Annotated in this window: 12 protein-coding genes; 2 read left to right on the top strand and 10 right to left on the bottom strand. The window is 67.6% G+C overall.

Going from position 1 to position 14172, the window contains the following annotated elements; all coding sequences use genetic code 11:
- Positions 1-203: 203 nt before the first annotated feature.
- The 3 genes from orn to ACFQ7F_RS31305 all read right to left on the bottom strand — a co-directional run bounded on the left by orn (position 204) and on the right by ACFQ7F_RS31305 (position 2775).
- Positions 204-806, bottom strand: coding sequence for an oligoribonuclease (orn, locus tag ACFQ7F_RS31315; protein ID WP_383277570.1), 603 nt, complete (start codon positions 804-806; stop codon positions 204-206).
- A gap of 10 nt (positions 807-816) precedes the next feature.
- Entirely contained in the window at positions 817-2052 is a 1236-nt protein-coding gene (locus ACFQ7F_RS31310; protein WP_383277567.1) for a helix-turn-helix domain-containing protein, read from the bottom strand.
- Positions 2053-2502: 450 nt separating this feature from the next.
- The gene (locus tag ACFQ7F_RS31305) at positions 2503-2775 is read right to left on the bottom strand and encodes a hypothetical protein (protein ID WP_383277572.1); all 273 of its coding nucleotides are present in this window, start codon (positions 2773-2775) and stop codon (positions 2503-2505) included.
- Between the two features lie 562 nt (positions 2776-3337).
- Between ACFQ7F_RS31305 and ACFQ7F_RS31300 the strand changes: the two genes are divergently transcribed.
- Entirely contained in the window at positions 3338-3862 is a 525-nt protein-coding gene (locus tag ACFQ7F_RS31300; RefSeq protein ID WP_383277564.1) for a universal stress protein, read from the top strand.
- A gap of 295 nt (positions 3863-4157) precedes the next feature.
- On the opposite strand, the gene glmS is transcribed toward ACFQ7F_RS31300, so the two are convergent.
- The 3 genes from glmS to ACFQ7F_RS31285 form a co-directional block, all read right to left on the bottom strand.
- A complete protein-coding gene (gene glmS / locus ACFQ7F_RS31295) occupies positions 4158-5975 on the bottom strand; it encodes a glutamine--fructose-6-phosphate transaminase (isomerizing) (RefSeq protein WP_383277561.1) in 1818 nt (605 codons plus the stop codon).
- 49 nt (positions 5976-6024) lie between these two features.
- Entirely contained in the window at positions 6025-6282 is a 258-nt protein-coding gene (locus ACFQ7F_RS31290; protein WP_383277558.1) for a hypothetical protein, read from the bottom strand.
- Positions 6283-6373: 91 nt separating this feature from the next.
- Positions 6374-7270, bottom strand: coding sequence for a DUF4429 domain-containing protein (locus tag ACFQ7F_RS31285; RefSeq protein ID WP_383277555.1), 897 nt, complete (start codon positions 7268-7270; stop codon positions 6374-6376).
- A 129-nt stretch (positions 7271-7399) separates the two neighbouring features.
- On the opposite strand from ACFQ7F_RS31285, the gene ACFQ7F_RS31280 reads away from it, so the two are divergent.
- A complete protein-coding gene (locus ACFQ7F_RS31280) occupies positions 7400-9022 on the top strand; it encodes a beta-N-acetylhexosaminidase (RefSeq protein ID WP_383277552.1) in 1623 nt (540 codons plus the stop codon).
- Between the two features lie 77 nt (positions 9023-9099).
- Here ACFQ7F_RS31280 and ACFQ7F_RS31275 read toward each other — a convergent pair whose 3' ends face one another.
- From ACFQ7F_RS31275 to ACFQ7F_RS31260, 4 genes are read right to left on the bottom strand one after another with little or no spacing between them, the layout of a single operon-like run.
- Positions 9100-10866, bottom strand: coding sequence for an IucA/IucC family protein (locus ACFQ7F_RS31275; protein WP_383277549.1), 1767 nt, complete (start codon positions 10864-10866; stop codon positions 9100-9102).
- Positions 10863-11432, bottom strand: coding sequence for a GNAT family N-acetyltransferase (locus ACFQ7F_RS31270; RefSeq protein WP_383277546.1), 570 nt, complete (start codon positions 11430-11432; stop codon positions 10863-10865). The genes ACFQ7F_RS31275 and ACFQ7F_RS31270 overlap by 4 nt, the downstream gene beginning before the upstream one ends.
- Positions 11429-12730: a lysine N(6)-hydroxylase/L-ornithine N(5)-oxygenase family protein gene (locus tag ACFQ7F_RS31265; protein ID WP_383277543.1), complete on the bottom strand. Its 1302-nt coding sequence runs from the start codon at positions 12728-12730 to the stop codon at positions 11429-11431. Before ACFQ7F_RS31265 ends, ACFQ7F_RS31270 begins: the two co-directional genes overlap by 4 nt.
- The gene (locus ACFQ7F_RS31260) at positions 12714-14162 is read right to left on the bottom strand and encodes a pyridoxal phosphate-dependent decarboxylase family protein (RefSeq protein ID WP_383277540.1); all 1449 of its coding nucleotides are present in this window, start codon (positions 14160-14162) and stop codon (positions 12714-12716) included. Before ACFQ7F_RS31260 ends, ACFQ7F_RS31265 begins: the two co-directional genes overlap by 17 nt.
- Positions 14163-14172: the final 10 nt, after the last annotated feature.

Genomic DNA, 14172 nt, shown 5'->3' with positions numbered 1-14172 from the left:
ACTACATCTACACTCAAAGAAAATTAACCCGCGGCCACCTGGACCACAACCAGGTGCTCTACCAACTGAGCTACACCCACCATGTCCGGTCGTTTTTCGTTCTTCTGACCGGCCGAGAAAAAGTGTACAGGGTCCGAAGGGGTGCTCGCGCACGCGTTTTCCGGACCCCGTACGGGGGCGATGTCACAAGGCTTCCGCGGACGCTACTCCGCGGGCAGCACGTACTTGGCCGCGATGGTTTTCGCGGTGTCGGAGTCCGGGCCCGGCTGCGGCACGAAGACCGCCTCGCGGTAGTAGCGGAGCTCGGCGATGGATTCGCGGATGTCCGCGAGGGCCCGGTGGTTGCCGTTCTTGTCCGGGCTGTTGAAGTACGCCCGGGGGTACCACCGCCGGGCGAGCTCCTTGATCGAGGAGACGTCGACGATGCGGTAGTGGAGGAACTCCTCCAGTGTCTGCATGTCGCGCAGCAGGAAGCCCCGGTCGGTACCGACCGAGTTCCCGCAGAGCGGAGCCTTGCGGGGCTCCTTGACGTGCTCACGTACATACGCCAGGACCTGCTCCTCGGCGTCGGCCAGCGTCGTGCCCGATGCCAGCTCGTCGAGGAGTCCCGAGGTGGTGTGCATTTTGCGCACCACCTCGGGCATGGTCTCCAGCGCCGCGTCCGGCGGGCGGATCACGATGTCCACACCTTCACCGAGCACGTTCAGTTCCGAGTCGGTGACCAGTGCGGCCACCTCGATAAGTGCGTCATTCGTCAACGAGAGCCCGGTCATCTCGCAGTCGATCCACACCATGCGATCGTTCATGCGTCTTACCCTACGGCGCGCTCCTCTGGCCGGGCAGTGGCGGACGCCCTGGCGCGTACATATCCGAGTAAGGCTTTCCCGGATCCGCCGACAGCGAGGTCGACGGAGCAAGCGCACTCGCGGCCGCCGTACGCCGGGTCTGCGACGGGACAGGACCGCTGTCCGCGTTCACCGTCGCCGTGGTGGGAACGGGCGCCGGGGATTCCAGCAAGGCCCGCTCACCCCCTTGCGGCCTGCGGGCGCGGTAAGCGGCCCGGTAGGCGGCGGGCGACGAGCCCAGCTGGCGGCGGAAGTGGCCGCGCAGGGCAACCGGCGAGCGGAATCCACAGCGGCCCGCGACCTCGTCGACGGAGTAGTCGGAGGTCTCGAGCAGCCGCTGTGCCTGCAGTACGCGCTGAGTGATCAGCCACTGCAGGGGAGCGCTCCCGGTAAGTGAACGGAACCTGCGGTCGAAGGTGCGCCTGCTCATGTAAGCGCGCGCGGCCAGGGTCTCCACGTCGAACTGCTCGTGGAGATGCTCCAGGGCCCAGGCGACGACCTCGGCGAGCGGGTCGGCGCCGATCTCCTCAGGTAAAGACCTGTCGAGATAGCGCTCCTGGCCGCCGGCCCTGCGCGGAGGCACGACGAGCCTGCGGGCGAGCGCGCCCGCCGCTTCGTTGCCGTGGTCCGTCCGCACGATGTGCAGGCACAGATCAATTCCGGCCGCGGTCCCCGCGCTCGTGAGCACGTCTCCGTCGTCGACGAAGAGCTCACGCGGGTCCACATGGACGGACGGATACCGCTTGGCCAGCGTCGGTGCGTACATCCAGTGCGTGGTCGCCGGACGGCCGTCGAGCAGACCGGCCGCGGCGAGCACGAAAGCTCCGGTGCAGAGCCCCACTATGCGGGCGCCCTCTTCGTGCGCGCGGCGCAACGCGTCGAGTGCCTCCGGCGGTGGCGGCGATGTAATCGACCGCCAGGCCGGCACCACGACGGTGCCCGCGCGTCCTATCGCCTCCAGGCCATGTGGCGCGGTGAGTTCGAGCCCCCCGGTCGTACGCAGCGGGCCGTCCTCACCGGCGCAGACCAGCAGCCTGTACCGGGGAACCCCGGCGTCCTGCCGGTCGATCCCGAACACGGAGAGCGGTATGGAACTCTCGAAGATGGGGCCACCGCTGAACAGCAGCACCGCGACAATCTCCCTGCGGCGGCGTCCGGACAGCTTCCGCGACGCGGCTTCTTGCACGGCAGTGGAGTCGTGGCTCATGGTGCTAAGCCCCCCTCGGTCGTCGCGGCTCCCTGTTCTTGGCCTTTTCTGTTACTGCTCCGTTTTCTACGGTCTCTGCGTTCCCGGCGCTCTTGGCGTTCCTGTCGGACCTGTCGCTCCTGCACGTTTCCCCTCGGTCCTCCACCAGTCCCCCGCCGTAATACAGTCATGATCGAATCTACTGTGTCCTGTGCTGCCGGGGTGACCAGTTAAGGACCCGGCACTATGTCGACATGGCAACTTGGCGTGAAGCAGTCGATCACGAAGCGTTGCACTCACAGGCGTTGCTGGGAAGTGCGCCTCACCTCCGTGGCCGGTCCCCGTAGGGTTCAGGCGGCCTCCGCACGCCTTTCAGCCCTGGTGGGACCGGGGTTGGGTACCCCTTCGGCCAAGGAATGCATGGCCATAGGAAGTTGGCTGAAAAGCAACGGGTGAGTACGCGCGAATCGGTCAGTCCCCCGGCGCTGACCCACCAGCATGCCGACCGCCCTTGTGCGCCCCCGCGCCCGTCCGTCCGTGCCGCCCGCGACGGTCCTGGCGCTGCTCCTCGATCAGCCGCGCCGCCCCCCGCTCGGACTGCCGCAGAAGCAGCCGGCAGACCCCCGTCACGGCCACGAGCCCGAGGGCCGACCCCGCGGCCCCGGCCAGTGATGTCCCGTACCCCACGAGGACGACGGGAACCAGGACGCAGCTGAAGGCGGCCCAGCGCACGACATCACTCACGGAGTCCTGCGCGGGGGCGGGGGGTGTTTCCTCGGCGCGCGGGGCCGGGACGCCGCCGTGCGGGCGTTCGTGCGCCCCGTGCGGCGGGCGGCGGTGGCTCGTGAGTGTGACGTGTGAGTCCGTAGTGACCTGTGAGGACACGGGCGGCGGTCCAGGCACGGAGGTCTCCCTGTGGCGGTGGCGTACCGGAGTTCAACGCGTGGTCGCCCGGCCGGTCACTGGCGTGAACCTTGTGGCCGATGGCGGCCCACACGGGTGGGTGCCCAAACCGCCTGTACGAGGCAGCAACCATTGCCATACGGGCGACGCTCATGCATGCTCCGGTGAACGCCGTGAGGCTCCCGCAGGGCCGGAAACAAGCCCTGGGCAGGAGAGGAGTGTCGCCGTACCCTTGGGGGTATGGGGTTGGGAAGATGATTCCCGGACACAGCTCCGGTTTTCGTCGCCGCTCCTCCTCGACCCTGTTCGACCCTGCTCGATCCTGTCCGTTCTGCCCGATACCGCGCTGTACGACCCGAACAAAATCGACCCTCCCACAGAGGACTCCTTCGCCGAGACACCCATGGCCGGTCACGAATTCTCCGAACCAGCGGACCGCAAGCGGCAGGTCGCCGATCCCACGGCGACCCCCCAGGCGGCTGAAGAACTACGTCATTCCTGTGATCCGGCCTTCCGGCACGGGGTCGTCGTCGGTTTCGACGGCTCGACATCCAGCGAACGCGCGCTCTCGTACGCGATCGGCATGGCCCATCGCTCCGGATCCGGTCTGATCATCGTGCACGTCGCCAATCGGCTCCCCACCACGGTGTGGGCGGGCTGTGAGCCGCCGGTCTTCGTCGACGTGCCGGATCACCGCACCGAAGTGCTCGGCCTCGAACTTGCCTGCGCGGATTATCTGTCCGAGGTGCCGTGGATCCTCGTCGAGCGGGGCGGCGACATCTGCCACGAACTCGAAGAGGTCGGCCGTGAGTACTCCGCGGACGCGATCGTCGTCGGCTCGACGCACGGGATCGTGGGGCGCATCTTCGGCTCGGTCGCGGGCCGGCTCGCGCGCCGCGCGCAACGCCCCGTCGTCGTCATTCCGTAACGCCGCTCCGTCCCAGGTGGGATATGGGTGGTGCGGCGTCAACTTCCTTGCCGTGCGGCTTCCCGGCGGCTTTCCAGGTGTAGATAAATCTACTCGCGCGTAGGAGTGGGTTGCGCCCTTGTGAAGGGTACGTACTGGTGGCACGACAACTGCACGCCCTGCTGACCGGGGAGTGACGGCCACCGGCTGAGGCAGGCGTGGGTCGGGGGAATGGGCGCCCCCGCCCCCTGAAGAACGACCCCTCGCACGCCTGGTGGCACGCGCGAGGGGTCGTTCATGTTCTGCGGCGCGGGGACTACTCCACCGTGACCGACTTGGCGAGGTTCCTGGGCTTGTCGATGTCGCGGCCCAGGGCCAACGCCGTGTGGTAGGCGAGGAGTTGGAGCGGGATGCCCATCAGGATCGGGTCCAGCTCGTTCTCGTTCTTCGGGACGAGGATGGTCTGGTCGGCCTTCTCCTGCTCCTGGTGCGCGACCGCGAGGATCTTGCCGCTGCGGGCCTTGATCTCTTCGAGGGCGGCGCGGTTCTTCTCCAGGAGGTCGTCGTTCGGGACGATCGCGACCGTCGGGAGCGCGGGCTCGATGAGCGCGAGCGGGCCGTGCTTGAGCTCGGACGCCGGGTAGGCCTCGGCGTGGATGTACGAGACCTCCTTGAGCTTCAGGGAGGCCTCGCGGGCGACAGGGTAGCCGCGTACACGCCCGATGAAGAGCATCGAGCGGGCGTCCGCGTACTGCTTGGCGATCTTCTTGATCTCGTCCTCCTGCTTGAGGATCTCCGAGATCTGACCGGGCAGCTTGCGCAGGCCCTCGATGATCCGCTTGCCGTCGGAGACCGACAGGTCACGGATGCGGCCCAGGTGCAGGGCGAGCAGGCCGAAGGCGACCGTGGTGTTGGTGAAGCACTTGGTCGAGACGACGCAGACCTCGGGGCCCGCGTGGACGTACACGCCCGCGTCGGCCTCACGGGCGATCGCGGAGCCGACGACGTTCACCACGCCCAGGACGCGGGCGCCCTTGCGCTTCAGCTCCTGGACGGCGGCCAGCACGTCGTACGTCTCGCCGGACTGGGAGACGGCGATGTAGAGGGTGTCGGGATCCACGACCGGGTTGCGGTAGCGGAACTCGGACGCGGGCTCGGCGTCCGCGGGGATGCGGGCCAGCTCCTCGATCATCTGAGCGCCGATCATGCCCGCGTGGTACGAGGTGCCGCAGCCGAGGATCTTGACGCGGCGCACCTTGCGGGCGTCGTGCGCGTCGAGGTTCAGGCCGCCGAGGTGCACGGTGGAGAAGCGGTCGTCGATGCGCCCGCGCAGGACGCGGTCCACGGCCTCGGGCTGCTCGAAGATCTCCTTGTGCATGTACGTGTCGTGGCCGCCCATGTCGTACGACTCCGCCTCCCACTCCACGGTGGTCGGCGACGCGGTCGTACGGGAGCCCTCGGTGGTGTACGTGCGGTAGTCGTCGGCCTTGATGGTGGCCATCTCGCCGTCGTCGAGGGTGACGACCTGGCGGGTGTGCGAGACGAGCGCGGCGACGTCCGAGGCGACGAACATCTCCTTCTCGCCGATGCCGAGGACGACGGGGGAGCCGTTGCGGGCGACGACGATGCGGTCGTTGAAGTCGGCGTGCAGGACGGCGATGCCGTACGTGCCCTCGACGTGGCGCAGGGCCTCGCGGACCTTCTCCTCCAGCTTGTCCGCCTGCGAGCGGGCGATGAGGTGGACGAGGACCTCGGTGTCCGTCTCGGAGAGGAACTCGATGCCGTCGGCGGTGAGCTTGGCGCGCAGCTCGGAGGCGTTGTCGATGATGCCGTTGTGGACGACGGCGACCTTGTCGTCACCCGACATGTGCGGGTGGGCGTTCTCGTCGGACGGGGCGCCGTGGGTGGCCCAGCGGGTGTGGGCGATGCCGGTGGTGCCCTTGAAGCGGGCGGGCACCTTGGCCTCCAGGTCGCGGACGCGGCCCTTCGCCTTGACCATCTTCAGGCCTGAGGCCTTGGGGCTGGTGATGACGACGCCCGCGGAGTCGTAGCCGCGGTACTCCAGGCGCTGGAGGCCTTCGAGGAGGAGGGGGGCCACGTCACGCTTGCCGATATAACCGACGATTCCGCACATAAAGGGTGTCCTAGCCGTAAGAGGGTGGTCGTTCTGGCTTCTTCCGGGCCTAGCCGTAGATCATGCGGCGCAGCTGTCTGAGCGTGAGATCAGGCGGCGAGACCGCGCGGTACTTGAGGTCCGCCGAGATCTGTTCGAAGATCGCCGCGTTCAGCAGGCCCTGACCCTGCAGTTCGCGGTGGCGGCGACGGACGAAGTCCTCGGTCGTCTCGTCGAAGTAGGCGAGCACGTCCTGGATGACCCGCAGGGCTTCGCCCCGCTGGAGCGGGGTGCTGCGGGTCAGATGGTCCACCAGGTCGTCGTGCATTCGTTGATCCTGAGGGAATAGCCCTCCGGGTGCAACAATCCTGCCCGTAATCGGGCAGGGTCGGGTCGGAAATCAGCCCGGATGCGGCGGGCTAGAGCCGTTTCAGTACTGCCTGCTTGGCCGCGGCGAACTCCTCGGCCGTGAGTATCCCGGACTGATGAAGCTCTCCCAGCTCCCGCAGGCGCCGCAGCAACGCGTCGTGATCGTCCTCCGCCGGGGCGGCGGGCTGCGCGGGCGCGGGCTGCGCCACCAGGGCAGGCGGCGCGTCCGGGGCCTCCGCGAAGGCCGCCGCCGGATGAGGCAACCGCGCCTGCACGGCCGCCGCGATCAGTGCCATCAGCGGATCCTTCTTGAAGCCCCACAGCTCGACGGAGTTCGGGTCGTACTTCGGAGGAGCCTTGGTGGGTGCGTGGCGCACGGTGAAGCGGAGGTAGCCGTTCTCCAGGCCCACCGCGGGCTGCCACTCCACCGCGGCGACGTCGGCGAGCGCCAGCGAGCGCGTACCGGACGCCGACTTCGCCTCCTCCGTCTTCCAGTTCCACTCCAGACGGATGTGCTCCCCGTCGAAGCTCACCGTGCCGTCCCCCGCCGACACCGAGAGCGGCACCGAAGGCCCCGGAAGCAGATAGCTCTCGCAGGACGCGGCGGGCACTTGTTCGATAAGGAGCGCGTTGCGGACCTCGTCGACGACGTACTCCGCGACCCCGTAGCGGTCCGTGTCCACCGTCAGCTGATACGGATCCGCCGCGTCCCCGAGCTTGCCCCCCGCGGCCTGCAGCAACGGATCCGCGCCGTCCCGAAGGCGCAGCCTCAGGCGCCCCGACTTCTTGCCCTGCTCGAAGGCGATGCCCGCCAACGCACCCAGTGGCACGGCCAGTTCTCCAAGGGACTTGCGCAGCAGAGACACGTTCTTGTCGCGCCCCGGCACAAGGCGCAGCGTCTCTCCGTCGAAGGTCCAGGTACCGTCGCGCTGGATGATTTCCGCCATGGGACGATTCTTCCATCGGCGGGCCGCCGAAGTGGTCTACACCCTTGACCCACCACGGGGTGCGAGGGTCCCATGGTGAGCGTTCGATTGAGATGCACCACAGTGATGGCCCGTCGAAGGGACCCGCTCGTGAGACAGCACCACAGATCGACCCGCCTGTTCGGCTCGCTGCTGCTCGTCGCCGCGGCCGGATTCTCGTCCGTGGCCGCTGTGCCGGGCGGCGGCAGCGGCGTGAAGGAGGCAGCCACGGCCACCACCCCGACCCCGCTCGGCCAGGTGATTCCGGCCCCGGCGTCCGCAGAGCCGGGCGGATCGCCGTACGAGATCAACTCCAAGACCCGCATCCGGGTCGACGACTCGCGTGACGCGCACAGGATCGGCGGCTATCTGGCGGGCGTCCTGCGTCCCTCGACCGGGTACTCCTTGAAGGTCACCGACGACGCGGGCCGCGACGGCATCCGGCTGCGGCTGAACTCCAAGGACAAGTCCCTGGGAAGCGAGGGCTACCGCCTGGAGTCCAAGCGCGGGTCCCTCACCATCACGGCCCGGGGGCCCGCCGGTCTCTTCTACGGTGTCCAGACGCTGCGGCAGCAGCTCCCCGCAGCCGCCGAGAAGAGGACCAAGCAGAAGGGCCCCTGGCTGGTCGCGGGCGGCACCATCACGGACTCGCCCCGCTATGAGCACCGCGGCGCGATGCTCGACGTGTCGCGGCACTTCTTCTCGGTCGACAAGGTCAAGCGCTACATCGACCAGATGTCGCTCTACAAGGTCAACAAGCTGCACCTGCACCTGAGCGACGACCAGGGCTGGCGCATCGCCATCGACTCCTGGCCCAGGCTCACGACGTACGGCGGCTCCACACAGGTCGGCGGCGGCAAGGGCGGCTACTACACGAAGGCCCAGTACAAGGACATCGTCCGGTACGCGGCATCCCGGCAGCTCGAAGTGATCCCCGAGATCGACATGCCGGGCCACACGAACGCCGCACTCGCCTCGTACGCGAAGCTGAACTGTGACGGTGTCGCGCCCCCGCTCTACACCGGCACCGAGGTCGGCTTCAGCTCGCTGTGCGTGAAGAAGGGCGTGACGTACGACTTCGTGGACGACGTCATCCGCGAGATCGCCGCCCTGACGCCCGGCAAGTACATCCACATCGGCGGTGACGAGGCGCACTCCACCAGCCATGAGGACTATGTGACCTTCATGAACAAGGTGCAGCCCGTGGTCGCCAAGTACGGCAAGACCGTGATCGGCTGGCACCAGCTGACCGGCGCCACGCCCGCCAAGGGCGCCATCGCGCAGTACTGGGGCTACGACGCCACCGGTGCCGCCGAGCGCGAGCAGGTAGCGAACGCGGCGAAGAACGGCACCAAGCTGGTCCTCTCGCCCGCCGACCGCTCCTACCTCGACATGAAGTACGACAAGGACACCCCGCTCGGCCTGTCCTGGGCGGGCTACGTCTCGGTGCAGCGCAGCTACGACTGGGACCCGGGGACGTATCTGAAGGGCGCGCCCGCGGACTCGATCAAGGGTGTCGAGGCGGAGCTGTGGTCGGAGACGCTCTCGACCTCGGCGCACATCGAGTACATGGCGTTCCCGCGTCTGCCCGGCATCGCCGAGCTCGGCTGGTCGCCCGCGTCGACGCACGACTGGAACACGTACAAGGCGCGCCTCGCCGAACAGGGGCCGCGCTGGGACGCGTTGGGCATCGGCTACTACAAGGCGCCCGAGGTGCCGTGGCCTGGTAAGTAGGCACGGCGTTCAGGAGCGGCACGTACGAAGGTGGGGCTCGGGAGGACCGTCTCCCGAGCCCCACCTGGTTCATGGGGTTACGCGATCGGGTTCTTCAGCGTCCCGACCAGCTGCAGCGCGCCCGCCGGGTCGGCGAGGTCCACCATCTGTTCGTTGTCCCGCAGCTGGAGCCTGTTCAGGCAGGACCGCGCGAACTCGGGGGCGAACATGTCGTACTGCTTGAACTTGTCGGCCAGTTGGGGCGTGGCCTCCTGGTACGACGTGACGCACTCGGTGACGGCGCCCCAGAACGTCTCCTCGTCCACCAGGCCCTCGGTGACGAGGTTCGCGGACAGGAAGCGGAAGAAGCAGTCGAAGACGTCCGTGAAGATCGACAGGAGCTTCTGGTCGTCGGGGACCTCGACCCGGAGCCGCTCGACGGCGGGCGGGAGCACCGCGTCCGGGTCCATGACCGCGATCTCCTCGGCGATGTCCTTGAAGATCGCCCGCTGTACGACGCCGTCCTTCAGGACCAGGATGACGTTCTCGCCGTGCGGCATGTAGACGAGGTCGTACATGTAGAAGCTGTGCAGGAGCGGCGTCAGGTAGGCGTGCAGATAGCCGCGCAGCCACTCGGTGGGGGTGAGCCCGGAGCGCTCGATGAGGGCGCCCGCGAAGGACGCGCCTTCGAGGTCGGTGTGCAACAGCGAGGCCATCGTGGCCAGTTGCTCGCCCTCCGCGAGCGAGGGGACGGGGCTCTCGCGCCACAGGGCCGCGAGCATTTTGCGGTACGGGGAGTAGCGGTCGGTCGCGGCCTCGTACTCCAGGTGGCGATAGCCGACGGCCGCGCGCTCGCGGATGATCGTGAGGCCGGTCGACTTCAGGGTCTCGTCGGTGTCGATGAGGTTCGCGAGCCAGTCGTTGATCGCCGGGGTCGCCTCCATGTACGCGGCCGAGAGCCCGCGCATGAAGCCCATGTTGATGACCGAGAGGGCCGTTTTGACGTAGTGCTTGGCCGGGTCGCTGGTGTTGAAGAACGTACGGATCGACTGCTGGGCCAGGTACTCGTCATCGCCCTCGCCCAGGCAGACCAGGTTCCGCTGGGCGACCTCGGCCGCGAAGGTCACGGAGAGCTTGTTCCACCACTGCCACGGGTGGGCCGGGATCAGAAGGTAGTCGTCCGGGTTCAGGCCCTGGTCCCGGAGTTTGTGGTCGAAGCGGTCGAGCGTCTCCTGGCCCAACTCGGCCCGGAAGAACGCCTCGTAGTCGATGCCCGCGCCCGCGGTGAACGCGGCGCGCTCCTTGCTCGCCGCCAGCCACACAAGGCGTACGGGGCTCGCGGTCTCGGGAGCGTACGAGAGGTACTCGTGCACGCCGAAGCCGAGCCGGCCGTTGTTGGCGACGAAGCAGGGGTGGCCCTCGGTCATGCCCGTCTCGATCTCCTGGAAGCCGGAGCGGGAGAGCTCGGCGGCCGGGATCGCGGGCTTGGTGAGTTTGAAGCAGGTGCCGGAGAGGGTGGAGGAGATCTCCTCCAGGTAGACCGGCAGGATCTCGTCGCTCAGACCGAGGGCCGTACGCAGCTCGATGAAGAAGTCGAGTGCGTTCAGGGGGAGTTCGGTGCCGTCGCGGTGCCGGGATATGGAATCGGCGTCGACCTGCCAGTGGTCGAGCCTGAGCCGTTTGGCGGTGAAGCGGTAGCGGGTCAGGGCGTCGTCGCTGCGGATGACGTATTTGTCCTCGCCAAGGGGCTCCGGGGTGAAGAGCCGCTCGTGGGAGAACTCGGCGATGGCTTTGCGGATGAGGAGGCGGTTGGCCTGCTCCCAGCGCTCGGGGGAGAGGTGCGCCGTTGCGTCGGACAGGGTCATATCGCCGATTCCCTTTCGCGTACTGCTTCTTCGAACTGCTCGCGGGTGCAGAAGCTCAGCAGAGCTCTTTTCTCCGGCTTCTGGATGACTTCGGACGCGCGGAACCCGACGGCTTCGTTGAGGGCGTGCACGGCCGTGTTGTCGATGTCGGGTTCGACCACGACACGCTTGACCGCCGGGTCGGCGAAGAGAGTCTCCATGACCTTGGTGATCACGTCCCGGGTGAAGCCGGGGATGCGGACGTCGGACGGCGCGGTGAGGAAGTGCATGCCCACGTCGCCGGGTTCGGGGTCGTAGAGGCCGACCAGTTCCACGTATCTGGGGTCGTAGCGCTCCATCAGGAAGGCGGGAACGCCTTCGTGCAGGCCGATGAAGGCGTCGTGGTGCTCGTGGGCGGCGATCGCCATGTACTCGCGCTCGACGTCCGGGAGCGTCGCCTCCTGCATCATCCAGAACGAGGCTTTGGGGTGGGTGACCCAGCCGTGCAGGAGCTCGGCGTCCTTCAGCGGGTCGAGGGGGCGCAGGCTGAGGTCTGCGGGCGTGCTGGGGGTGCTGGGGTTGCTCATACGGCGAACTCCTGGAACGCGATGGACTTCTCGACGGGGTAGTACTCCGCGCCGAGCAGCTCACCGATGATGTACGCGTTGCGGTACGGGCCCATGCCCAGGTCGGGGCTGGTCAGGGAGTGGGCGTGCACGGCACCGTTCTGCAGGAAGATGCCGCGTCCCGTGGTGTCGATCGAGTAGTTGCGGGCGACCTCGAAGCGGCCCCGGCCGTCCCAGCGGATGCGGTCGCGCACCGGCTCCAGGAAGTCGGGGGTGGCGTACTGGTAGCCGGTGGCCAGGATCAGGCCCTCGGATTCCAGCTCGAAGTCCTTGCCCTGCTCGTCCTGGCGCAGGCCCAGGGTGTAGGTGCCGTTCTCGTGACGCGCGCTCTGCAGCGAGGAGTTGGTGAGCAGCCGCGTCGGCACCGGGCCGCCGAGATTCTTCTGGTAGAGGAGGTCGAAGATCTCGTTGATCAGGTCGCCGTCGATGCCCTTGAAGAGGGTTTTCTGCTGGTCCTGCAGGCGGTAGCGGGTCGCTTCCGGCAGCGCGTGGAAGTAGTCGACGTACTCCGGAGAGGTCATCTCCAGGGTCAGCTTGGTGTACTCGAGGGGGAAGAAGCGCGGCGAGCGCGTGACCCAGTTGAGCTTGTAGCCGTGGACGTCGATCTCGCTCAGGAGGTCGTGGTAGATCTCGGCGGCGGACTGGCCGCTGCCGACGAGCGTGATCGACTCCTTCCGCTGGAGCTCCGGCTTGCTCTGCAGATAGCGGGAGTTGTGGATGAAGTCCCCGCCGAGGTCCGCGCACGCCTCGGGGATGTGCGGCGGGGTGCCGGTTCCCAGGACGAGGTGGCGGGCGCGGAAGGTGTCGCCGGTGGAGGTGTGGACGACGTACAGGTCATCCGCGTACGTCACCTCGGTGACCGTCGTGCTGAAGCGGATCGACGAGAGTTTGGCCGCGGCCCAGCGGCAGTAGTCGTTGTACTCGATACGCAGCGGATAGAAGTTCTCGCGTATGTAGAACGAGTACAAACGCCCCGCTTCCTTCAAGTAGTTGAGGAAGGAGTAGGGGGACGTCGGGTCCGCGAGCGTGACGAGGTCCGACATGAACGGGGTCTGGAGGTGAGCGCCCTCCAGGAACATGCCCGAGTGCCACTCGAAGTCCGGCTTGGACTCCAGGAAGAGGCCGCTGAGCTCGTCGATGGGTTCGGTCAGGCAGGCGAGGCCGAGGTTGAAGGGGCCAAGGCCGATTCCGATGAAGTCCAGGGGTTCCAGTGGCTCCAGGGGTTCCACTGGCTCTCGGCGGTCAGGAAGCGCGGTCAAGGGTCTCTCCCAGGTACTGCTCGGCGTGGCCGGCGATCAGATCGAGGACGGCCGTGATGTCGGCGACCGTGGTCTCGGGGTTGAGCAGGGTGAACTTGAGGTACTGGCGCTCGCCGACCTTGGTGCCCGCGACGACGGCGTCACCGGAGGCGAACAGGGCCTTGCGGGCGTACAGGTTGGCGCGGTCGATGGCGGAGGGGTCGCAGATCGACTCGGGTATGTAGCGGAAGACGAGCGTGGAGAGCTGGGGCTCCACGACGACGTCGTAGCGGGGGTCGGCGGCGAGCAGCCGCCAGGCGTCGTCCGCCATGTCGCACACGGAGTCGAAGAGCTCGCCGATGGCGTCGGCGCCCATCACCCGCAGCGTCATCCACAGCTTCAGGGCGTCGAAGCGCCGCGTCGTCTGCAGGGACTTGTCGACCTGGTTGGGGATACGTTCCTGCACCATGCGGCGCGGGTTGAGGTACTCCGCGTGGTACGTCGCGTGGCTCAGCGTCGTCCGGTCCCGGACCAGGACGGCGGAGGAGCTCACCGGCTGGAAGAACGACTTGTGGTAGTCGACGGTGACCGAGTCGGCGCGCTCGATGCCGTCGATGAGGTGCCGGTTCTTGAGCGAGGCGAGCAGACCGCAGCCGTACGCCGCGTCGACGTGCATCCACGTGCCGTACTGCGCGCAGATCTCGGCGATCTCGGGGAGCGGGTCGATGGAGCCGAAGTCGGTGGTGCCTGCCGTGGCGACGACCGCCATGGGGGTGAGGTCGTTGTCACGGCAGCGCTCCAGCTCGCGGGCGAGCGCTACGGTCTGCATGCGCTTGTTGTGATCGGTGGGGATGACGATCACGGCGTCCTCGCCGAGACCCAACAGGGTCGCGGCCTTCTGGATGCTGAAGTGGCCCACCTCGGAGGCGAAGATACGCAGCCGCGAGGGCGGGTTCCCAGCCTTGGCGGCCTCTTCGCGGGCGAGCAGCATGGCCTGGAGGTTGGACTGCGAGCCGCCGCTCGTGAAGACGCCGTCGGCGGCCGGGCCGAGCCCGATGCGTTCGGCGGTCCAGTCGATGAGACGGCGTTCGATCAGTGTGCCGCCCGCGGATTGATCCCAGGTGTCGAGGGAAGAATTGATCGCGGAGAGCACCGCCTCGCCGAGCACGGCCGGAATGACGACCGGGCAGTTGAGGTGCGCGAGGTAGCGGGGATGGTGGAAGTACACGGCGTCGCGCAGGTAGAGCTCGTCGAGCTCGTCCAGGGCGGCGATGGTGTCGTGCAGGGGCTCGTCAAGGTCGACGGCCTCGATGCGGGGCGCGAGGTCTTCGACGGAGACGCCTGTGAAAGGGCGTGAGGTGGTGGCGATTCTGGCCGCCACCCGCTCGACTCCTTCGGTCACGGAACTGCGGTAACGCTCCGCGGTGGTGTCGTTGAGCAGGTGCGAGCGCATGAACTTCCTC

This window comes from Streptomyces sp. NPDC056486 (assembly GCF_042795295.1).
Classification (GTDB): domain Bacteria; phylum Actinomycetota; class Actinomycetes; order Streptomycetales; family Streptomycetaceae; genus Streptomyces.
Note: the sequence above shows the minus strand (reverse complement) of the source record. Positions and strands in the feature narration are given on the sequence as shown.